The sequence below is a fragment of the Marinobacter metalliresistant genome (genome assembly GCF_038098645.1).
Lineage (GTDB): Bacteria > Pseudomonadota > Gammaproteobacteria > Pseudomonadales > Oleiphilaceae > Marinobacter > Marinobacter metalliresistant.
Window position 1 is genome coordinate 1,639,050 of the sequence record NZ_CP101118.1, and the last position, 20,821, is coordinate 1,659,870.

Genomic DNA, 20,821 nt, shown 5'->3' on the forward strand with positions numbered 1-20,821 from the left:
GAGATACGCGATGAAACTTAATTGCGACATGGGTGAGAGTTTCGGCACCTGGACCAAGGGCATGGACGCCGAAGTCATGCCCTACATTGACATGGCCAGCATCGCGTGCGGTTTCCACGCCTCCGATCCACTGACCATGGACCATACCGTGAAGCTGGCGCTGGCCCGGAACGTGACGATCGGCGCCCACCCCGGCTACCCGGATCTGCTGGGGTTCGGCCGCCGGGACATGGACTGCCGGCCGGACGAGCTCAAGGCCATTCTGGTGTACCAGATGGGGGCCCTCGATGGCATTTGCCGGGTTCACGGCGCGGCCATCGAATACGTGAAGCCCCACGGCGCTCTCTACAACCGGATGATGGTCGACAACACGACCCTGTCCGTCGTGATGTCGGCCGTCCGGTCCTATGCGCCACACTGCCCCCTGGTGGTCATGGCAACGCCCGAATGGCCGCAGGTTCAGGAGCGGGCTGAAGAATACGGCATTCAGGTCTGGTTCGAGGCGTTTTCAGATCGCGCCTACAGCGACGAGGGCAGACTGGTGAAACGGTCGGTCCGGGGCGCCGTCCACGAGACCACCGAGGCGATCGAACAACAGGTCACGCAGATCATCCGGGAAGGCACCGTCACCACCATTTCCGGAAAGCGGATCCCGATCAAGGCGGACACCATTTGTATTCATGGTGACAGCTACCACGCGGTTGATGCCGCACGGCACATGCGCCGGGTCGTCGAGTCGGCATGAAGATTGAGTCGGTCAATGAAAACACCTGCATGGTGTACCTTGGCGATCAGATCGGCGCTGAGTCCGCGAGGCTGGTGAAACAGGTAACCGACGGAATTCGCCGCTCCATGGCGGATATCCTGGTGGACCTGATCCCCTCGTATACCTCGATTCTGGTGACATGGGATCTTGAAAGCGCCGACCGGTTCGAAATTGCCCGCCGGCTGAGGAGCGCTGCCAGCGAGACTGAAGACGCAAACGCGGAGGGCGCATCAGCACGCGTCGTTGAGCTACCCGTGTACTATGGTGCGGAGGTCGGACTTGACCTGAGCGAGGTCTGCGACTACTCCGGGCTGACGGAGGAAGAGGTTGTCCGCATCCATAGCGAACCGTCGTATCAGGTCTATGCCATCGGGTTCGCTCCGGGTTTTGCCTACCTGGGAAGCACCGATGAACGGATTGCCATTCCGCGGAAATCGACCCCCCGACTGAAAGTACCCACCGGCAGCGTCGGCCTGGCCGGGACACAGACCGCGATTTACCCAAGCTCCACACCGGGTGGCTGGCAGATCATCGGCCGCACGCCGCAACCAATGATTGACTGGGAGAGTGAGTCCCTGGCGCTGGTTCAGGTTGGCGACCAGGTGCGCTTCCGCCCCATCAGCCGGCAGGAATTCATTGACCTGGGAGGAAGCCTTGATGAGCTTTGAGGTTCTCGCCCCCGGCATGCTTGCACTTATGCAGGATTCTGGTCGTCGCGGTTACCAGCACATCGGCGTGACCACGGGCGGTCCGATGGATGAGTTTGCCTTTTTCTGGGCAAACCGCCTGCTGGACAATGACCTTAACGCTCCCCAGATTGAGATTACTTTTGGCGGGTTCAGCCTGCTGGCGCACGATGACACCAGCATGGCCATCACCGGTGGTGATCTTGGCGCCCGCCTGAACAACCGGGATATCAGACCCTGGCGGACCTATCGGATCAGCCGTGGGGATCGCCTTGAATTCACCGCCCCGGTGAACGGTCTGCGCGCCTATCTTGCGGTCCGCGGGGGATTCAAGCCGGCCATGAAGCTCGGCAGTTGCGCGACGGTCAGTCGGGAAGGTCTGGGAGGATTGCACGGCAACGGTGCGAAACTGGCGAAAGGAGACCGGATCGGGTTCGCAAAAACCGACAACCTGGTTGATGCAGCCCTGCCGGACACCGAAATCCCGGATTACCGTGAGCCACTCCGCCTGGGCCTGCTTCCCGGTTACCAGTTCCGCCACTTTCCCCCTGTTCAGCGCATGAAGTTTTTCTCGGACGACTACGAAGTCACCCAGAACATCGACAGAATGGGTTACCGCCTGCAAGGCGACGCCATTCATTCGGATCTGGACGGGATTGTCTCGGAAGGGATTGCCTATGGGGCGATTCAGGTACCCAGTGACGGTCAGCCAATCGTGCTGATGAAAGACCGCCAGACCATCGGCGGCTACCCCAAGATCGGTTGCCTGAGCGCACTGGATGCTGGTCACCTGGCACAACGGGGGCCAGGAGCCAGCGTCAGCTTTTACCTTGGAGATGTCGCCGGGGCGGAAGCGCAACGGCTGCTGTTCAACCGTCGCCTGCGGCTCGGCGTCAGCGGGGACTGACACCGGCCGGGCTTTCCGGCCACATCCGGTTTACTCGGATGCGGCAATCAGGCTTGCGTTACCACCGGCAGCGGTGGTGTCCACACACAGGTGGCGCTCGATCACGAACCGCTGATCCAGGGTATGCTCGGTGATCAGTGGCAGCAAGGCACCGTCACGCCTGGCCAGGGCCTCGCGATACGCCTTAAGCAAGGCCTGGCCGGCGCAACTCACCACCGCCTCGAAGCCCTCTGCCGTGGCCAATGCTTCCGGCGCCAGCAGCCCTTCAACGCCAACGACCGGCAGTCCTGCCCTGGCGGCGCTGTCTACCGTTTCCTGAACACCCGGAGCAATCACGACCACCTTGTTGCCCTGGGACAACGCCGTACCGGCCTGTTCCAGAGCGGTTTCCTTGTCCGGCCCCAGACAGAGCACGACACCACGGGCATGGTTGGACAGGCGGTTGGTCTCGCCCGTTGGTCCCGGCAAAGCTTCCACGTAGGCATCCAGCGGCTCGGGAACCTCCCCGAAGATGGGTCTGAGGGCCTCGGCCCGGGCTTCCGGCTTCGGTGCGCTCAGCTTGTCGAGCTGGCCAATCAGCTTCTGGAGCTGTTTTGCGTCCACCTTTTTGGCGCTCGAATCCGCTTCACGCTCAACTGTCTTACCTTTCAGGAAGCGACGAACGTACTGCGGACCACCCGCCTTGGGACCAGTGCCCGACAGGCCTTCGCCACCAAACGGCTGGGAGCCGACAATGGCGCCGATCTGGTTCCGGTTCACGTAGGTGTTACCCACCCTGATCCGGCTGCTGATGCGCTCCACCCGACGGTCAACCCGGCTGTGGATACCAAAGGTCAGGCCGTAGCCCTTGGCGTTGATCGAATCCACCACCTTGTCGATGTTCTTGGCCTCAAAGGTAGCAACGTGCAGCACCGGCCCGAAGATTTCTTCTTCCAGCTCCTCGATGCCGCTCACGCTCAGCACCGCCGGAGACACAAACAGCCCCTTCCCGGGAACCGGCAGTTTCTTCAGGAGCTTGCCGTTACGCTCGAACTTCTCGCAGTGGTCGACAATCTTCTTGCGGGCGTTCTCGTCGATCACCGGCCCCACATCCGTGGACAGCAACCAGGGATCGCCAATGCCCAGCTCTTCCATGGCACCGAAAAGCATTTCCAGAAGACCGTCGGCAATGTCCTTCTGCACGTACAGCATGCGCAGCGCCGAACAACGCTGGCCGGCGCTCTGGAACGAGGACGCCAGTACGTCACGGACAACCTGCTCCGGCAACGCGGTGGAATCCACAATCATGGCATTCAGGCCACCGGTTTCCGCCACCAGCGGCGCGTCCGGGGCCATGTTTTCGGTCATGACCTTGTTGATGCGCTGGGCGGTTGCGGTGGAGCCGGTGAAGCAGACACCACTGACACGGGAATCGGAGGTCAGCGCGGCGCCGACGGTGGCACCGGTACCCGGAAGCAACTGGATGGCATCTTCGGGAATACCCGCCTGATGCATCAGTTCAACGGCCCGCACCGCCAGCAGGGACGTCTGCTCGGCCGGCTTGGCAACGACAGTATTACCCGCCGCCAGGTTTGCCAGGATCTGCCCGGTGAAAATCGCCAGCGGGAAGTTCCAGGGCGAGATACAACACATTACCCCGCGGGCGTCACCACTGTCCTTGTAGCGGATCGCTTCATTGGCGTAAAACTGGGAAAAATCCACTGCTTCGCGAACTTCGGCAATGGCATCCGCCAGCGATTTCCCGGCCTCGCGGGTGGTCAGTGCGAACAGCTCATCGACGTTTTCCTCATAGAGGTCACCGACCTTGCGAACACAGGCTGCACGCTCTTCCACAGACTTCTGCGACCAGCTCCTGAAGCCTTCCGCCGCTGCGGTAATGGCAGCGTCCACATCCGCTTCAGAGGCCTGTGTTACGTGCCCGACAAGATCATCCGGATCCGCCGGATTGCGCACCACCTGGACTTCGGTACCGGCGACTTCACCGGCGATCACAGGCCCACCTTTCCAGCGATACTCCTTGTAAGCACCACGACCGTCTTCGATTGCTTTCACCGTGACCGGGTCAGTGATGTCCCAGCCCCTGGAGTTGCGACGGTTCTCACCAAACAGGTTGAACGGATGCACAATCGCCTTGCTGGAGATGTTGTCGCCCATCTCTTCCACGCTGACAATGGGGTCTTTCGCGATTTCTTCCGGGGTTATGCTGGTATCGACAATCTGGTTAACAAAGGAGCTGTTGGCCCCGTTCTCCAGAAGTCGACGCACCAGGTACGCCAGCAGATCCTTATGGGGACCAACCGGCGCGTAAATGCGGCAGGGCACACCACTGACTTTCAGCACTTCGTTGTGCAGGGACTCGCCCATGCCGTGCAGACGCTGGAATTCGTAATTGTCCACGCCTTTGGTTTTGGCCATTTCCAGAATGGCGGAGACGGAATGGGCGTTATGAGTGGCGAACTGCGGGTATATGCGGTTCGTCATGTTCAGCAGTTTGGTGGCGCAGGAGAGGAAAGCGACATCACTGCAGGCCTTACGGGTGAACACCGGGAAGCCATTCAGGCCCATCACCTGGGCGCGCTTGATTTCGGCATCCCAGTAGGCGCCCTTGACCAGACGCACCATGATCTTGCGGTCGTACTTCTCGGCCAGCCCGTAAATCCAGTCGATCACGAAGGACGAGCGCTTGCCGTAGGCCTGAACCACAATGCCAAAGCCATCCCATCCGGCCAGCTCGGGGTCCGACACCAGCGCTTCAATGACGTCGAGGGACAGATCAAGACGGTCCTGCTCTTCAGCGTCGATATTGAACCCCATATTGGCGGCCGCCGCCTTCCTGACCAGTTCGCGGGCACGGGGCAGCAACTCGTTCATCACCCGCTCCTTGTTGCCGTACTCGTAACGGGCCAACAGGGCCGACAGCTTCACGGAAATGCCCGGATTCTTGCGCACATCGCCCTTGCTCGCCCTGGCGATGCTGTCGATCGCATTGGAGTAGGCGTCGTAGTAGCGCTTGGCGTCGTCATCCGTGCGGGCAGCTTCACCCAGCATGTCATAGGAATAGGTATAGCCCTTGGCCATGTAGTCCTTGGCTTCGTCCTGGGCTTCATCGATGTCGCGGCCCAGTACGAACTGGCGGCCCATCTCTTTCATCGCCTGGCCGGCGACAGTACGAATCACCGGCTCACCAAAACGCTTGAGCAGCTTGCGCAGGGTTTCGCCCACGGTGTTGCGCTCGGAATCCTTGAGCAGGTTGCTGGTCATCAGCAAGGCAACGGTCGCGGTGTTGATAAGCGATGATGATGCCTTGCCCACGTGACTGCCCCAGGCACCCGACGTAATCTTGTCTTCAATCAGTTCGTGGATCGTGGTGTTATCAGGCACGCGCAACAGCGCCTCAGCCAGACACATCAGGGCAACGCCTTCCCTGGTGGTCAGGCCATACTCCGCCAGGAACTTCTCCATGATGGTGGACTTGGCGTTATTGCGGACGTTGCGTACCAGGTCGGCCGCACGGGCGGAAATGGCATCCCGCTCAGCCTGGGACAACTGGGCGCCAGCAATCATCTCGTGGATCACCTTGTGCTCATCAGCAAGAATGTATTCACGGATCGCCTGCCGGCTATCAACAAGCTCTGGCGTCTCTGATTGCTGCGGTCTCATAGCTGTACCCTCTTAGTTGTTTGTCTCTCCGGCATTCTACCGATATCAACAAAGACTATTTCTCTGTAAAATCCAGGCAAGCACGACATTACGTCTTTTTTACATGATCACAATTTAATAATTTTCTCGAAAACCATTAGTTTTTAGGCGCTTTGCCTGTTCCGCTTCCGCTATCCGGCTTTTGAGGCCAGCTCTCTCAGCATTCCATGAGCCACCGAGAAAACGGCACAATCCACATCGCTTGCGGATTGCATATCGCTCAACATGCGCTGCCACCGGCTGAGCAACGCCTGTTTATCATCTCGCCATGCATCCAGCCGCTCGACCGGGGTTCCGTCACCCGCTACCGGCTCGGAAAACACGCTGAGCGTCAGGTTCCGCAACTGGTGATCCAGTTCATCCCGGTAGTGAATGGTCGCCAGCACCTGCCAGTGGCCATTTGCCCGGAATGCCCGCATTTGCCGGTCGAGCCAGGTCAGGTTCAGACTTTCGCCAAGCCTGAAATAGACCCAGGCAACAGATCCCAGATCCTGGCCCAACTGACGGGAAATCTCGATCATATCCATCAGCCAGTATCGGCTTTCCGCGGAAGCGCACCAGGCTGACAACTCCTCCGGAACCTTCCGCTCACAATACTCAGCATAGCTTTCTTGCCAACGACTTGCAGGAATCACCGATTCCAGGCGCTCTTTGGAGGCCAGAACATCGGCCAGCGGCGCCCGGTAATGATCAATACACGACACCGGATCCAGCGCCTGGCGACGGTTCTGCAACAGCCAACTGGTGCTTCGGGTCACCAGGCGAATGGCATCGGCAAACAGCTCTGCCTGCACATCCGCGCTGACTTTTCCGTCCAGCGCTTCAATCGCTTCCCAGTGCGCGTCTACGTCATGAACCCGGAGGGAAATCAGGTAAGCCGCGGCAATCCGGCCCGCATCCGCGCCGGTGGCACTGCGGATCCGGTCGAACCAGGTGATCCCCATGCGGTTCACCAGATCATTGGCGATCTGGGTTGCCGATATTTCGGCCCGCAGCGGATGAGCACCTACCGCTTCCGGAAAAGCCGCCAGCAAGGACGCCGGAAACGCCGAGTGAAGCGCAGCGTTAAACCGGGGGTCATGCACAATTGGAGCTGCCACCAACGCCTGTTTCAGCTCGATCTTGGCGTAGGACACCAGTACCGCCAGCTCCGGCCGGGTCAGGCCGGCACCGCGCTCCCGGCGGGCCTGCAGTTCTTCATCGGAGGGCAGAAACTCAAGGCCGCGGTCCAGTTTGCCCTCTGTCTCCAGACGCCGCATCAGCCGCTCATACTGATCCGCGCTGGCGACCGCTGTGTTCTGCGCCAGGCTCAGCGCCATGGCCTGCCGGTAGTTGTTTCTCAGCACCAGGTCCGCCACTTCCGGGGTCATTGCCCGGAGCATGCCGTTGCGCTCGGGCAGGGTCATCCGCTGCCGGTGCACCAGATCATTGAGAAGGATCTTGATATTGACCTCATGATCCGAGCAGTCCACGCCACCGGCGTTATCGATGAAATCACTGTTGGCCGAGCCGCCGAGGCGGGCAAAATCAATCCGCGCCCGCTGGGTCACGCCGAGGTTGCCACCCTCTCCCAGCACCTTGCAACGCAGCTGGTTACTGTCGATTCTCAGGGCGTCGTTGGCCTTGTCGCCCACCTCTTCATGGGATTCGGAGGGCGCTTTCACGTAGGTGCCAATACCACCGTTCCACAACATGTCCACCGGCGCCCTAAGCAGGGCGCTGATCAACTCGGCGGGTGGCAGCGTCCGGGCCTTGGTACCAAGCATCCGCCGCATCTCCGGAGACACCGGAATGGACTTCATGGCACGTGAAAACACGCCGCCACCTTTACTGATGAGTCCGGTGTCATAATCGGCCCAGGTTGACCCCGGCAGATTGAACAGGCGCTGACGCTCACGGAAAGACGCCCCGGTATCCGGCTGCGGATCAATAAAGATGTGCTGGTGATTGAAGGCGCCAACCAGGCGAATCCGCTCTGACAACAGCATGCCATTGCCAAACACATCGCCTGCCATGTCGCCAATGCCCACCACGGTGAATTCGTCCGCCTGGGTGTCTGTGCCCTTTTCCAGAAAATGTCGCTTTACCGACTCCCAGGCGCCCCTTGCGGTAATCCCCATTTTCTTGTGGTCATAGCCCTCACTACCGCCGGAGGCGAAAGCATCACCCAGCCAGAAGCCGTATTCCGCGGCAAGCGTGTTGGCAATGTCAGAAAACGTGGCGGTTCCCTTGTCTGCGGCAACAACCAGGTAGGTGTCGTCGCCGTCGTAACGGACCACGCTTTCCGGGGGCACAACCCTGCCGTCTTCCAGGTTGTCGGTAATGTCCAGAAGCCCCCTGATAAAGGTTTGGTAGCAGGCGATGCCCTCCTCCCGCAGCGCTTCCCGGGACCCATCCTGCGGCGGCTGCTTCACCACGAAGCCACCCTTGGCACCTGCCGGCACAATCACCGAGTTCTTTACCTGCTGGGCTTTTACCAGGCCGAGAATCTCGGTGCGGTAATCCTCAATCCGGTCAGACCACCGCAAGCCACCCCGGGCGACAGGGCCAGACCTCAGATGAACACCCTCAATCCGTGGCGAGTAAACGAAAATCTCGAATTTCGGCCGAGGCCGGGGGATGTCCGGAATGGAGGAAGGGTCCAGCTTCAGCGAGAGGTAGCTCCGGAATCCACCATCCTCCTGGCGCTGGAAATAACTGGTTCGGAGTGTAGCCCGGATCAGCACGAAAAAGCGCCGGAGAATCCGGTCATCATCGAGGCTCTCTACCGCTTCAAGTGCATCAAGTATCTCTGCCTCAACCTTGCCTGCTGAGGCCTGGCCTTTCTTTCTCCCCTGCAACCCAGGGTCAAACCGTTTCTGGAAGAAGGACACCAGCATGGAGGTGATATGCGGGTGGCGGGCCAGGGTCTCGGCAATAAAGGGCTGGCTGAAGCCGAAACGCAGTTGCTTGATATAGCGGGCATAGGCCCGGATCAGGGACACTTCACGCCAGCCAAGGCCGCACAGCATGATCAGCTGGTTGAAATCGTCGTTTTCCGCAAAGCCATTCCAGATTTCCCGGAAAGCCCCCTGGATCAGCGGCCTGGCTGCGTCCAGGTCGGCATCCCGGCAGCGGGTATGGAGCTCAACGGTAAAGTCACTGACGCCGAAAGTTTCACCGTCCCGGCGCCGCACCCGGTAAGGATGTTCACCGAGCACCCGCATGCCCAGGTTCTCGAGGATCGGGATCACATCAGACAGAACAACCGGCTGCCCCTCGCTGTACAGCTTGAAATGGAATCCGGTTTCGGAAGAATCCCGGGGCTGGTAAAAGCGCATGGGTACATCGGTGCAGACGGCGATGGACTGGATCTGCTCAATATCGGCCAGTGCCTCCGCTACCGAAAACCTGGCCCGGTAGGCCGAGGGAAACCCGCCACTGAACACCTGGGCGTAACGCCCCCCGAGGGATTCACCAAAAACCCGAACGAGCTCGGCGTGCAGATCGTCGTCCCATGATCGGGATTCCTGAACCATCCGGGCGACAATCTCACGCAACTCAAGGGAATCGTCATTGTCGGTGGACTGGTTCTGAAGGACATCGGCAAGCTGTTCCAGCAGGGTTTGTTTTTGTAATGTGTGCGGATCGGTCATTGAAACTCTCCGGGCTTTTTTACACGTTCTTTCGGTAATAGCGTAGCTGATAGTATACGCAAGCCCCGGAAGTCGCTTTAACCGTATAGTTTCGGAATCGAGGAGTTTTGATTATATTTACCGGATGATTTAGCCATTAATACAGCCTGGAACCGACCACATGGCCGATTTGGACAGAATTGACCAATCCATTATTCGCGAGTTGCAGAAAAATTCCCGGATCACCGTTACCGAGCTCGCGTCCCGGGTGGGCCTTTCCAAAACCCCTTGTCAGGTACGGATGCGCCGGCTGGAAGAACAGGGTTACATCACCGGCTACACGGCCCTGGTCAACCAGACCAAGCTGGGCCTCAGCCACATCGCCTTTGCCCAGGTCACCCTGAACGACACCAGCAGCAATGCCCTGGCAGCCTTCAATAAAGCCGTGAAGCAGATATCCGCGGTGGAGCAATGCCACATGATTGCCGGCAATTTCGACTACCTGCTGAAAGTCCGGACCCGGAACATGCAGGAATACCGACAGGTCCTGGGTGAGGAGATATCGGCACTGCCCCACGTGCTCCAGACCAGCACATTTGTGGTGATGGAGAATGTCAGGGACGCCGGACTGTAAAAGCGACGCTTCACGGGCCGGCGCCGGCTATCACTCGGATTGCTCGTACTTCGGCTTGTACCCCCCGGCATCCACCCGGGGCCGGTCCTCTTCAGCATCTGCGAGTGGCTGTACTTCCTCGAGGCTGGCCAGGGAGCGCAGTGTCAGTCTCTGGTATTCCTCGGTTCCCTTTTTCTTCCAGGCGATTTCCTTGTCGCTGAGCATCCGCATCACTTTCGCCGGCGACCCGACAATCAGTGATCCCGGCTCACAGGTAAACTTTGCCTTCACAAACGCACAGGCTCCGACAATCGAACGGGGCGCTATACGGGCCTCGTCCATCACCACCGCATTCATGCCAATCATGGCGTCCTCGCCAACAACACAGCCATGCAGGATCGCGCCGTGCCCGACGTGGCCATTCTTCTCGACGATGGTGTCCATGCCCGGGAAGGCATGCATTACACAGGTGTCCTGAACGTTCGAACCCTGTTTGAGAATAATCCGGCCGAAATCGGCGCGCAGCGACGCCGCCGGCCCGACATAGCAGTCCGGGCCGATCCAGACGTCACCAATCAGCACAGCCGTCGGGTGTACATAGGCAGACGGATGAACGACGGGAACAACGCCTTCTATACTGTAACTGGGCATAACGCTCTCCTGGGCAAGGGTGGGTACCGGAAACAGATCAGGCCTGTACAGGGCCAACAAACATGGGACCCGATACGTTCTTGTGATTCGTTTTCTGTATCACATTATCGTTTTCCGGAGGGTTTTGCATGCCCTGAGGGGCCTATCCACCACCGAAGATCGGGTGAAAGTCCGGCCCGCACCGTCGCTAAATAAAATTTATATATGATTTTCAATGACGTAGAAAAGGCACAGCATCCACTAAGACCAAAGCGATACAGAACCTGGCGAGCACAGTCCTTGACGAGTATCAATTCTAAGATATACTCATTTTCCACAATCGATAGCACCGTACCGGTCCAAGACGCCTTTCACGCTATCCCCAACAACAAACAACAGGACAACAACGCCATGACTCAGCCGAGCATTCTTCTTGAAATCGATCAGGGCGTGGCTCTGCTAACCCTGAACCGCCCGGACAACCTGAACAGTTTCAATGTCGAAATGCACGAACGCATGCGCGATGCCATCAGCACTGTGCGCAAGGATGAGTCTGTCCGGGTGTTGGTTATCACCGGTTCTGGCCGGGGTTTTTGCGCCGGTCAGGATCTTTCAGACCGCAGCGTATCCCCGGACCAGGAAATGCCGGACCTGGGCGCCTCACTGGAGAACTACTACAACCCGCTGATGCGCAGCCTTCGGGATCTGCCGATGCCGGTGCTCTGCGCCGTCAATGGCGTGGCGGCCGGCGCCGGAGCCAACATCGCCCTGGCCTGCGACATCACCCTCGCGGCCCGCTCCGCCAATTTCGTTCAGGCTTTCTGCAAGCTGGGCCTGGTACCCGACTCGGGCGGTACCTGGATCCTGCCCCGCGTGGCCGGCATGGCCCGGGCCAAGGGTATGGCCCTGCTGGGTGAGAAGATCAGTGCCGAACAGGCCGAGAACTGGGGCATGATCTGGCGCTGTGTCGATAACGAGCAACTCATGGAAGAGACCATGAAGCTTGCCCGCCATTTCGCGACCCAGCCGACCAAGGGCCTGGCCCTAATCAAGCGCGCACTGCACGCCAGCGCCAGCAATACCTTTGAAGAGCAGATCAATCTGGAGCGGGACCTCCAGCGCACAGCCGGGCAGACCGAGGATTACCGCGAAGGCGTTGCCGCCTTCATGGAAAAACGCACGCCGAACTTCAAGGGGAAATAAGCCATGCCGGCACTGGACACCCAAACCAAAGTTGCCGTCATCGGCGCCGGGGCCATGGGCTCCGGTATTGCCCAGGTAGCCGCCCAGGCAGGCCATCATGTTTACCTGCACGACCAGAGAGAAGGTGCTGCTGAGGCAGGCCGTGACGGTATTGCCAAACAGCTCCAGCGTCGGGTCGATAAGGGCAAGATGCAGCAGCAGGAGCTGGACGCCATCATCGGCCGGATCCAGCCGATTGAAAACCTTAGTGAAGCAGCCGATACCGGGCTGGTGATTGAAGCTATCATTGAGGATCTCGAAATCAAACGCCAACTGCTGGCTAAGCTGGAAGAACTCTGTGCCGGGGACACGATCCTCGCCACCAACACTTCGTCCATCTCCGTCACCGCCCTCGGCGCCGGAATGAAAAAACCCGGGCGCCTGGTGGGTATGCACTTCTTCAATCCAGCACCCCTGATGGAACTGGTAGAAGTAGTGATGGGCCTGGCCACCAGCAAAACCGTCGCTGAGACGGTTCACGCCACGGCAAGCGCCTGGGGCAAGAAGCCGGTCTATGCCACCTCAACTCCCGGCTTTATCGTTAACCGTGTTGCCCGTCCGTTTTACGCAGAGAGCCTGCGCCTGCTGCAGGAACAGGCCACCGATGCCGCAACGCTGGATGCCATCATCCGCGAAGCCGGCCAGTTCCGCATGGGCGCGTTTGAGCTGACCGATCTGATCGGCCACGACGTCAATTACGCCGTGACCAATTCTGTGTTCAACTCCTACTATCAGGACCCGCGCTTCCTGCCTTCGCTGATCCAGAAGGAGCTGGTGGAAGCTGGCCGGCTGGGTCGCAAGAGTGGCCAGGGTTTCTACCCCTACGGCGAAGACGCTCAAAAGCCGGAGCCACAGACAGAGCCGGCCCACCAATGCGATGAGACCGTCGTCATTGCCGAAGGCAACCCCGGCGCAGCAGCTCCATTGATCGAGCGCCTCAAAGGCGCTGGCCTGACCGTGATCGAACGCGACGGCCCGGGCCGGCTTCGCTTCGGCGATGCCGTGCTGGCCCTTACCGATGGCCGGATGGCCACCGAGCGTGCCGCCACCGACGGCATTTCCAACCTTGTGCTGTTTGACCTGGCCTTCGATTACAGCAAGGCCTCCAGGCTTGCCCTGGCTCCGGCCGAACAGGCCTCGGAAGCGGCGGTTTCCTGCGCCTGTGCTTTACTCCAGAAAGCGGGTATTTCGGTAAGCCGGATCGCTGATCGCCCCGGACTCGTGATCATGCGTACCGTGGCCATGCTGGCCAACGAAGCCGCCGACGCAGCCCTTCACGGCGTTGCCACGGTCGCCGATATCGATCTGGCCATGAAAGCGGGCCTGAACTACCCCGATGGCCCCCTCAGTTGGAGCGACCGCCTCGGGGCGGGCCACGTATTTGACGTGCTCACCAACATCCAGAACAGCTACGCAGAAGATCGCTATCGCCCTGCCCTGCTGCTTCGGAAGAATGCATTCGCACAGAAGGGGTTTTATTCATGAGCGAGATGAACCCACAAACACTCGCCGAGGAATGCGCAAAAGCCATGTTCGCGCGGGATCAAGCCAGCCAGAAGCTGGGCATGAACATTGAGTCCGTTGCCCCGGGCAAGGCGGTACTGACCATGACCATAACCGGCGACATGATCCAGGGCCACGGTTCCTGCCACGGCGGCTATCTGTTCACCCTGGCCGACTCCGCTTTTGCTTTCGCCTGCAACAGCTATGACCGGGCCACCGTCGCCTCCAGTTGCAGCATTGATTACATGTCCGGCGCCAAAGAAGGCGACCGGCTGACCGCCACCGCCGAAGAGCAGGCCCGCGGCGGCCGCACCGGCGTTTACGACATCACATTAACCAACCAGGACGGCCGCAAGGTTGCCCTGTTCCGGGGCCGCTCCTACGAGGTTCGTGGCACCGTACGCAATTCGGAGGATAATTTATGAACGCGGACAATCTTCTCAAAGAGGCCTATATCGTCGATGCCATCCGTACTCCCATCGGTCGCTACGGCGGTGCGCTCTCCGCCGTGCGCGCAGATGACCTGGGTGCCATCCCCATCAAGGCGCTGACCGAGCGCCATCCGGATATGGACTGGTCTAAAATTGACGATGTGCTCTATGGCTGCGCCAACCAGGCCGGCGAAGACAACCGGGACGTGGCCCGCATGTCGTTGCTTCTGGCTGGTCTGCCAGTGGATGTACCGGGCAGCACCATCAACCGCCTGTGCGGCTCCGGCATGGATGCGGTCGGCAGTGCCGCCCGGGCAATCCGCACCGGCGAAACTCAACTGATGATTGCCGGCGGTGTGGAGTCCATGTCACGGGCTCCGTTTGTGATGGGCAAGGCCGAGTCCGCATTCAGCCGCAAGGCGGAGATTTTCGACACCACCATCGGCTGGCGCTTTGTAAATCCGGTGCTGAAAAAGCAGTACGGAATTGATTCCATGCCGGAAACAGCCGAGAACGTGGCGGCCGATTTCGGCATTTCCCGGGAAGACCAGGACGCCTTCGCCGTGCGCAGCCAGCAGCGCACGGCCGCTGCCCAGAAAAACGGACGGCTGGCCGCCGAAATAACGCCGGTGACCATCCCCCGTCGCAAGCAGGACCCGCTGGTAGTGGATACCGACGAGCACCCCCGGGAAACCAGCCTTGAAAAGCTGGCCACGCTGCCGACGCCCTTCCGTGACAACGGCACCGTGACCGCCGGCAATGCCTCCGGTGTGAATGACGGCGCCTGCGCACTGCTGCTGGCCGGAGCCAATGCCCTCAGGCAATACAACCTCAAACCCCGCGCCCGGATTGTTGCCATGGCAACCGCTGGCGTGGAGCCCCGGATCATGGGCTTTGGTCCTGCGCCGGCCAGTCGTAAAGTCCTGGCCACGGCCGGCCTGGAACTGGCCGATATGGACGTGATCGAACTGAACGAGGCCTTCGCCGCCCAGGCCCTTGCCGTCACGCGTGATCTCGGGCTGCCGGACGACGCCGAGCATGTAAACCCGAACGGGGGTGCCATCGCCCTGGGCCACCCCCTGGGCATGAGCGGTGCACGGCTGGTCACTACCGCCCTGAACGAACTTGAGCGCCGCCACGCGGCAGGCCAGAAAGCCCGTTACGCCCTCTGCACCATGTGCATCGGGGTCGGCCAGGGTATCGCACTGATCATTGAGCGGACGGACGCGGTGGCCTGACGCCACCGCCCGGACCGGAACGACCATCTTACAAGAACAACGCAGGACAGAATCATGAGCTTACCATTACAAAAACTTGGCAAACTTGACCGCATGGAGACGGCCAGCATTGACGAGCTCCGCCATGAACAGCTTCAGCGGCTGCGCTGGAGCCTGGTCCATGCGTATACCAATGTGCCCTTCTATCGCAAAGCCTTTGACGATCTCGGTCTCAAGCCGATGGACATCAACTCTCTGGATGACCTGGCCAGGATACCGTTCACCACCAAAGCGGACCTGCGCGATAACTACCCGTTCGGCATGTTTGCCACACCCCTGTCCGACGTGGTCCGGGTCCATGCCTCCAGCGGCACCACGGGCAAGCCGACCGTGGTCGGTTACACCCAGAGCGATATCAATACCTGGGCCGACATTGTGGCACGGTCTATTCGGGCCGGTGGCGGCTCCCGTGGCGACAAGGTCCATGTTGCCTACGGCTACGGCCTGTTCACAGGCGGCCTTGGTGCCCACTACGGTGCCGAGCGGCTTGGATGTACCGTAATCCCCATGTCCGGTGGCCAGACCGAGAAGCAGGTCCAGCTGATCAAGGATTTCGAGCCTGACATCATCATGGTCACGCCGTCCTACATGCTGAACATCGCCGACGAGATGGAGCGGCAGGGCATTGACCCGCACAAACTGCCACTGCGCCTCGGTATCTTCGGTGCCGAGCCCTGGACCAACGCCATGCGTACCGAGATCGAGGAGCGCCTTGGTATCCAGGCCCTGGATATTTATGGCCTGTCCGAAGTTATGGGCCCCGGCGTGGGCATGGAGTGCATTGAGACCAAAGACGGTCCCACCATCTGGGAAGATCATTTCTATCCCGAAATCATCAATCCCGACACCGGTGAAGTACTGCCCGACGGCGAATACGGTGAGCTGGTGTTCACCTCGCTGACCAAGGTGGCCCTGCCGATTCTGCGTTACCGCACCCGGGACCTTACCCGCCTGTTGCCGGGCACCGCACGACCCATGCGCCGGATCGACAAGATTACCGGTCGCAGCGATGACATGCTGATTATCCGTGGTGTGAACGTGTTCCCGAGCCAGATTGAGGAACAGGTTCTGAAATGCGAGGCGCTGGCCCCGCACTACGAGATCGAGGTTTACAGGGAAGGCAATCTGGACTGCGTGGATATCCGGGCCGAGCTGAAACCAGACACGACCGACAACGCGGAAAGCCGTGCCGCGGCGGCCAAGGAACTGGCCCACCACATCAAGTCCTACATTGGCATCAGCACCCGGGTCGAGGTGGTTGAAACCAACCGCCTGGCCCGTTCGGAAGGCAAGGCCAAGCACGTGTTTGACCGTCGAAACACCTAAGTTTGCATGACCGGCAGGGGTCAGTCCACAGCCACTGCGGCTGCCCCCCTGCCGCCTGCCCCCAACGGCCGCGCACCCGCAGCCATCGATTTAATTTTACTTCTCCACTGCCGAGCTCAATAGTATTTACTCACGTATCACGTTTTTTATCATTAAAATCAACACTATAAGCGTCATCAAAGAACCTTTCATATATAACATGACACGCAACGACAATTCTTGATATTTATTCAGTATCATATAATATGAAGTCAATGGCCTTCAGTCGTTCCTGAGGGCATCGCTGTTCACGGATAACAGAACAACAAGCCCGATCCGGAGGTATTTGTTTATGTACGCCCAGCTCGTTGAAACCGGCGCCAAGCGCCTGAAGACCCTGGAAGAGATGTCGCCTGAAGAGCGCGAGTTTCAGGAAAAGGTCGACGCCGAAATCAAGATCGAACCCAAGAACTGGATGCCTGAAGGCTACCGGAAGACGCTGGTTCGTCAGATTTCCCAGCACGCCCACTCCGAAGTGGTCGGCATGCTGCCCGAAGGTAATTGGGTTACCCGGGCCCCCACCCTGAAGCGCAAGCTCCAGCTGATGGCCAAGATCCAGGATGAAGCAGGCCACGGCCTGTACCTCTACAGTGCCATGGAAACCCTCGGTGCAGACCGCGATGAAGAGATCGAGAAACTGCATCAGGGCAAGGCCAAGTATTCCAGTATCTTCAACTACCCGACCCTGAACTGGGCCGATATGGGTGCGGTTGGCTGGCTGGTGGATGGCGCTGCGATCGTCAATCAGGTTGTGCTTCAGCGTACTTCCTATGGCCCCTACTCCCGCGCCATGGTCCGGATCTGTAAGGAAGAGAGCTTCCACCAGCGTCAGGGCTACCAGATCCTGCTGGACATGATGCGCGAAGGCACCGAAGAGCAGAAAGCCATGGTGCAGGACGCGATCAACCGTCTGTGGTGGCCGGCGCTGATGATGTTCGGCCCGCACGATGACGAGTCTCCGAACTCCCAGCAGTCCATGGCCTGGAAGATCAAGCGCAAGAGCAACGATGAACTGCGCCAGATGTTCATTGACCAGACGATTCCGCAGCTCGAGTTCCTGGGTTGCACCGCGCCGGATCCGGACCTGAAGTGGAACGAAGAAACCGGCCACTACGATTTCGGTGAAATCAACTGGCAGGAATTCTACGACGTTCTCAAGGGCAACGGCCCCTGCAACCGCGAGCGCATCAACACTCGCAAGAAAGCAATTGACGAAGGCGCCTGGGTCCGTGAAGCGGCCGTCGCCTATGCCGAAAAACAAAAACAGCGCGCACAAGCCGCTTGATACCGGAGGAATACAACATGTCTGAATGGCGCCTTTACGAAGTCTTTGTGCGGTCCAAGCACGGCCTGAACCACAAACACGTGGGCAGCGTGCATGCCGCAGACGCCGAGATGGCCATGGAAAACGCCCGTGACCTGTACACACGCCGAAACGAAGGCGTAAGCATCTGGGTGGTTCCCTCCGACACCATCACGGCCTCCGCGTCCGACGAAAAGGAAGTGCTTTTCGACCCGTCGGAAGACAAGGTTTACCGGCACGCTTCTTTCTACAAGCTGCCCGATGAAGTCGGACACATGTAAGGAGCGGTACCAATGACACAAGCAGAAGCATTAAAGGAATACCTGCTGCGCCTGGCAGATTCCGACATGATCCTGAGCCAGCGCCTGTGCGAACTGTGCGGCAAGGCCCCGGCGCTTGAGGAAGAGATGGCACTGATGAACGTCGCCCTCGACCTGGTGGGCCAGGCCCGCAACTGGTACGAGTACGCCGCCGAGCTGATTGACGATGGCCGGGATGCTGACAAGCTGGCATTCCGCCGCGATGCCCACGATTACCGCAACCTGCTGCTCACCGAGCAGCCCAATGAGGATTATGCGGTCACCATGGGTCGGCAGTTCTTCTTTGACGTGTGGCACTACTTCACACTCAAGAGCCTGACCGAATCCAGCGATGAGCGCATCGCCGGGATCGCCGCCAAAGCCCTGAAAGAAGCCACCTATCACCTGCGCCGGTCATCGGAGTGGGTCAAGCGTCTGGGCGATGGCACCGAGGAAAGCCACCGTCGCATGCAGGATGCCGTGGATATCCTCTGGCGCTTTACCGGCGAACTGATTACCCCGGACGACACTGATCGTGTCATGGCCGAGGCGGGCATTGGCCCGGACCCTGACCAGTTGGCCAAAGACTGGCGCGGAATGGCTAACGAAGTGCTCATCCAGGCGACCCTGACGCCGGGCACGGAAGACGCCTGGATGTACATGGGCGGCAAGCACGGCGAGCACACCGAACACCTCGGTTTCATCCTGGCAGAAATGCAATTCCTGCAGAGGGCCTATCCCGATGCCACCACATGGTGATACAGACAGCCGGTCAGCCGTCGATATCCTGATTGCCAGTGATCGGGTGCCGGCAAACGCCCGCCCCGATCTGCTGACAGAGGATGACATCTGGGCACTTCTCGAGGAGGTCAAAGACCCCGAAGTGCCGGCAGTCAGCGTCGTGGAACTCGGTATTATTCGTGCCATCCGCTGGGACGGCAACGAATTATCCGTTGATGTAACCCCGACCTACTCCGGCTGCCCGGCCACCGAGTTGATTGAGGAACTGATCACTGAAGCCCTGCGCGCCGCGGGCTTCCGGGATCCGAAAATCAACCAGGTGCTGACCCCTGCCTGGACCACCGACTGGATCACAGACGAAGGCAAAGAGAAGCTTCGGGCATTCGGAATCGCACCGCCCGAGGGCAGCTCCAGCAAGATGAGCCTGCTCGGGGAACCGGAGGTCATTGCCTGCCCCCACTGTGGCAGCAAGGACACCGAGCGGGTCAGCGAATTCGGATCCACCGCCTGCAAAGCCCTTTACCGTTGCAAGGAATGCCTCGAGCCCTTCGACTATTTCAAATGCATCTAGAGCCGATACGATCATGAACAAATTCTACTCACTGAGCCTCAAAGAGGTCAGACCTGAAACAAGAAACGCCGTATCACTTGCTTTTGATCTGCCAGAAGACCTGGCGGACAAGTTCAGCTACAAGCAGGGCCAGCACCTGATTGTCAGAACCCAGATGGACGGTGAGGAAGTTCGCCGCTCCTACTCGATCTGCCGCAGTGTCAATGACCAGGAACTGCGCATCGCGGTCAAGAAGGTTGCCGGTGGCCGTTTTTCCACGTTTGCCAATGAGCAACTGAAACCCGGCCAGACGCTGGAAGTCATGCCACCCCAGGGCCACTTCTCCATCGACCTGGATCCCGAGCGCGAAGGCAATTACCTGGCGGTTGCCGCAGGCAGTGGCATTACCCCGATCCTGTCGATCGTCAAGACCACTCTGGAAACCGAGCCCAAGAGCGAGGTAACGCTGTTCTATGGCAACAAGGCCACCAGCAGCACCATGTTCCGGGATGAACTTCAGGATCTGAAGAACGAGTACATGGCCCGCCTGAACCTGGTGTACATCTTCACCCGGGAAGAGCAGGACATTGACCTGTACAACGGGCGGATTGATCACGACAAGTGCGACAAACTGTTCGACCACTGGATCAACGCGAAGGATCTCACCGCAGCCTTCATCTGCGGCCCCCAGTTAATGACAGAAGATGTGCGGGACTCCCTGCTTCGCCATGGCATGGAGAAAAGCAGGATCCATTTCGAGCTGTTCACGCCGGTCGGTGGTGCACCCCAGGCCCGTAAGGACCGAGCGCCGTCGAAAGTGGATCCGCAGTCCATCAGTGAAGTAACGGTGATTGCCGATGGCCGCTCCCTGACCTTCCCGCTGGTTCGTGATACCAAGAGCATCCTCGAAGCCGGCAACGAGGAAGGTGCCGATCTGCCCTACTCCTGCAAGGCCGGTGTCTGCTCCACCTGTCGCGCCAAGGTTGTCGAAGGCGAAGTGGAGATGGACCAGAACTTTGCCCTGGAAGACTACGAGGTGGAAGCCGGTTACGTGCTTTCCTGCCAGTGCTACCCGATCAGCGACAAGGTGGTTCTGAACTACGACGAGATGTAGCTTCCACCCCAACAACAAGACTCGAGCAAGGCAAGTCCCGCAACAACGGGACTTGCCTTGGCGTTTCAGACACCAATGGAG

General features: G+C 59.5%; 17 protein-coding genes. 14 read left to right on the forward strand and 3 right to left on the reverse strand.

Going from position 1 to position 20,821, the window contains the following annotated elements; translation table 11 throughout:
• Positions 1 to 10: 10 nt before the first annotated feature.
• From NLK58_RS07640 to NLK58_RS07650, 3 genes are read left to right on the forward strand one after another with little or no spacing between them, the layout of a single operon-like run.
• Complete coding sequence (locus NLK58_RS07640) at positions 11 to 745, forward strand: 5-oxoprolinase subunit PxpA (RefSeq protein ID WP_117617958.1); 735 nt, start codon at positions 11 to 13, stop codon at positions 743 to 745.
• Complete coding sequence (gene pxpB, locus NLK58_RS07645; protein WP_341582455.1) at positions 742 to 1,434, forward strand: 5-oxoprolinase subunit PxpB; 693 nt, start codon at positions 742 to 744, stop codon at positions 1,432 to 1,434. Before NLK58_RS07640 ends, pxpB begins: the two co-directional genes overlap by 4 nt.
• Positions 1,424 to 2,359 (forward strand): biotin-dependent carboxyltransferase family protein, encoded by a 936-nt coding sequence (locus tag NLK58_RS07650; RefSeq protein ID WP_341582456.1) that lies wholly within the window; start codon positions 1,424 to 1,426, stop codon positions 2,357 to 2,359. The genes pxpB and NLK58_RS07650 overlap by 11 nt, the downstream gene beginning before the upstream one ends.
• Before the next feature lie 30 nt (positions 2,360 to 2,389).
• Here NLK58_RS07650 and putA read toward each other — a convergent pair whose 3' ends face one another.
• Both putA and NLK58_RS07660 read right to left on the reverse strand, forming a co-directional pair.
• On the reverse strand, positions 2,390 to 6,019 hold the full coding sequence (gene putA / locus NLK58_RS07655) for a bifunctional proline dehydrogenase/L-glutamate gamma-semialdehyde dehydrogenase PutA (RefSeq protein ID WP_341582457.1): 3,630 nt from the start codon (positions 6,017 to 6,019) through the stop codon (positions 2,390 to 2,392).
• Between the two features lie 170 nt (positions 6,020 to 6,189).
• On the reverse strand, positions 6,190 to 9,693 hold the full coding sequence (locus tag NLK58_RS07660; RefSeq protein ID WP_117617962.1) for an NAD-glutamate dehydrogenase: 3,504 nt from the start codon (positions 9,691 to 9,693) through the stop codon (positions 6,190 to 6,192).
• 160 nt (positions 9,694 to 9,853) lie between these two features.
• On the opposite strand from NLK58_RS07660, the gene NLK58_RS07665 reads away from it, so the two are divergent.
• Positions 9,854 to 10,306, forward strand: coding sequence for an Lrp/AsnC ligand binding domain-containing protein (locus tag NLK58_RS07665; RefSeq protein ID WP_117617963.1), 453 nt, complete (start codon positions 9,854 to 9,856; stop codon positions 10,304 to 10,306).
• A 30-nt stretch (positions 10,307 to 10,336) separates the two neighbouring features.
• On the opposite strand, the gene NLK58_RS07670 is transcribed toward NLK58_RS07665, so the two are convergent.
• Entirely contained in the window at positions 10,337 to 10,936 is a 600-nt protein-coding gene (locus tag NLK58_RS07670) for a phenylacetic acid degradation protein PaaY (RefSeq protein ID WP_117617964.1), read from the reverse strand.
• A 390-nt stretch (positions 10,937 to 11,326) separates the two neighbouring features.
• Between NLK58_RS07670 and paaG the strand changes: the two genes are divergently transcribed.
• The 10 genes from paaG (at position 11,327) to paaE (ending at position 20,740) form a co-directional block, all read left to right on the forward strand.
• A complete protein-coding gene (paaG, locus tag NLK58_RS07675; protein ID WP_117617965.1) occupies positions 11,327 to 12,118 on the forward strand; it encodes a 2-(1,2-epoxy-1,2-dihydrophenyl)acetyl-CoA isomerase PaaG in 792 nt (263 codons plus the stop codon).
• Positions 12,119 to 12,121: 3 nt separating this feature from the next.
• A complete protein-coding gene (paaH, locus tag NLK58_RS07680) occupies positions 12,122 to 13,642 on the forward strand; it encodes a 3-hydroxyacyl-CoA dehydrogenase PaaH (RefSeq protein ID WP_341582458.1) in 1,521 nt (506 codons plus the stop codon).
• On the forward strand, positions 13,639 to 14,085 hold the full coding sequence (paaI, locus tag NLK58_RS07685) for a hydroxyphenylacetyl-CoA thioesterase PaaI (protein ID WP_117617967.1): 447 nt from the start codon (positions 13,639 to 13,641) through the stop codon (positions 14,083 to 14,085). The genes paaH and paaI overlap by 4 nt, the downstream gene beginning before the upstream one ends.
• On the forward strand, positions 14,082 to 15,329 hold the full coding sequence (gene pcaF, locus NLK58_RS07690) for a 3-oxoadipyl-CoA thiolase (protein ID WP_117617968.1): 1,248 nt from the start codon (positions 14,082 to 14,084) through the stop codon (positions 15,327 to 15,329). The genes paaI and pcaF overlap by 4 nt, the downstream gene beginning before the upstream one ends.
• Before the next feature lie 54 nt (positions 15,330 to 15,383).
• A complete protein-coding gene (gene paaK / locus NLK58_RS07695; protein WP_341582459.1) occupies positions 15,384 to 16,694 on the forward strand; it encodes a phenylacetate--CoA ligase PaaK in 1,311 nt (436 codons plus the stop codon).
• Between the two features lie 331 nt (positions 16,695 to 17,025).
• Positions 17,026 to 18,018 (forward strand): 1,2-phenylacetyl-CoA epoxidase subunit PaaA, encoded by a 993-nt coding sequence (gene paaA, locus NLK58_RS07700; protein ID WP_117617970.1) that lies wholly within the window; start codon positions 17,026 to 17,028, stop codon positions 18,016 to 18,018.
• Positions 18,019 to 18,035: 17 nt separating this feature from the next.
• Entirely contained in the window at positions 18,036 to 18,317 is a 282-nt protein-coding gene (gene paaB, locus NLK58_RS07705; protein ID WP_008173800.1) for a 1,2-phenylacetyl-CoA epoxidase subunit PaaB, read from the forward strand.
• A gap of 12 nt (positions 18,318 to 18,329) precedes the next feature.
• The gene (gene paaC / locus NLK58_RS07710; RefSeq protein ID WP_117617971.1) at positions 18,330 to 19,094 is read left to right on the forward strand and encodes a 1,2-phenylacetyl-CoA epoxidase subunit PaaC; all 765 of its coding nucleotides are present in this window, start codon (positions 18,330 to 18,332) and stop codon (positions 19,092 to 19,094) included.
• A complete protein-coding gene (paaD, locus tag NLK58_RS07715) occupies positions 19,078 to 19,647 on the forward strand; it encodes a 1,2-phenylacetyl-CoA epoxidase subunit PaaD (RefSeq protein WP_117617972.1) in 570 nt (189 codons plus the stop codon). The genes paaC and paaD overlap by 17 nt, the downstream gene beginning before the upstream one ends.
• 13 nt (positions 19,648 to 19,660) lie before the next feature.
• A complete protein-coding gene (gene paaE, locus NLK58_RS07720; RefSeq protein ID WP_117617973.1) occupies positions 19,661 to 20,740 on the forward strand; it encodes a 1,2-phenylacetyl-CoA epoxidase subunit PaaE in 1,080 nt (359 codons plus the stop codon).
• Positions 20,741 to 20,821: the final 81 nt, after the last annotated feature.

Excerpts from the sequence above, each read along its gene's own strand:
- pcaF (WP_117617968.1), top strand. The coding sequence starts at position 14,082 with ATGAACGCGGACAATCTTCTCAAAGAGGCCTATATCGTCGATGCCATC.
- paaE (WP_117617973.1), top strand. The coding sequence starts at position 19,661 with ATGAACAAATTCTACTCACTGAGCCTCAAAGAGGTCAGACCTGAAACA.
- pxpB (WP_341582455.1), top strand. The coding sequence starts at position 742 with ATGAAGATTGAGTCGGTCAATGAAAACACCTGCATGGTGTACCTTGGC.
- paaD (WP_117617972.1), top strand. The coding sequence starts at position 19,078 with ATGCCACCACATGGTGATACAGACAGCCGGTCAGCCGTCGATATCCTG.
- NLK58_RS07670 (WP_117617964.1), bottom strand. The coding sequence starts at position 10,936 with ATGCCCAGTTACAGTATAGAAGGCGTTGTTCCCGTCGTTCATCCGTCT.
- NLK58_RS07660 (WP_117617962.1), bottom strand. The coding sequence starts at position 9,693 with ATGACCGATCCGCACACATTACAAAAACAAACCCTGCTGGAACAGCTT.
- NLK58_RS07650 (WP_341582456.1), top strand. The coding sequence starts at position 1,424 with ATGAGCTTTGAGGTTCTCGCCCCCGGCATGCTTGCACTTATGCAGGAT.
- putA (WP_341582457.1), bottom strand. The coding sequence starts at position 6,019 with ATGAGACCGCAGCAATCAGAGACGCCAGAGCTTGTTGATAGCCGGCAG.
- paaI (WP_117617967.1), top strand. The coding sequence starts at position 13,639 with ATGAGCGAGATGAACCCACAAACACTCGCCGAGGAATGCGCAAAAGCC.
- NLK58_RS07665 (WP_117617963.1), top strand. The coding sequence starts at position 9,854 with ATGGCCGATTTGGACAGAATTGACCAATCCATTATTCGCGAGTTGCAG.
- paaK (WP_341582459.1), top strand. The coding sequence starts at position 15,384 with ATGAGCTTACCATTACAAAAACTTGGCAAACTTGACCGCATGGAGACG.
- NLK58_RS07640 (WP_117617958.1), top strand. The coding sequence starts at position 11 with ATGAAACTTAATTGCGACATGGGTGAGAGTTTCGGCACCTGGACCAAG.
- paaB (WP_008173800.1), top strand. The coding sequence starts at position 18,036 with ATGTCTGAATGGCGCCTTTACGAAGTCTTTGTGCGGTCCAAGCACGGC.
- paaA (WP_117617970.1), top strand. The coding sequence starts at position 17,026 with ATGTACGCCCAGCTCGTTGAAACCGGCGCCAAGCGCCTGAAGACCCTG.
- paaC (WP_117617971.1), top strand. The coding sequence starts at position 18,330 with ATGACACAAGCAGAAGCATTAAAGGAATACCTGCTGCGCCTGGCAGAT.
- paaG (WP_117617965.1), top strand. The coding sequence starts at position 11,327 with ATGACTCAGCCGAGCATTCTTCTTGAAATCGATCAGGGCGTGGCTCTG.
- paaH (WP_341582458.1), top strand. The coding sequence starts at position 12,122 with ATGCCGGCACTGGACACCCAAACCAAAGTTGCCGTCATCGGCGCCGGG.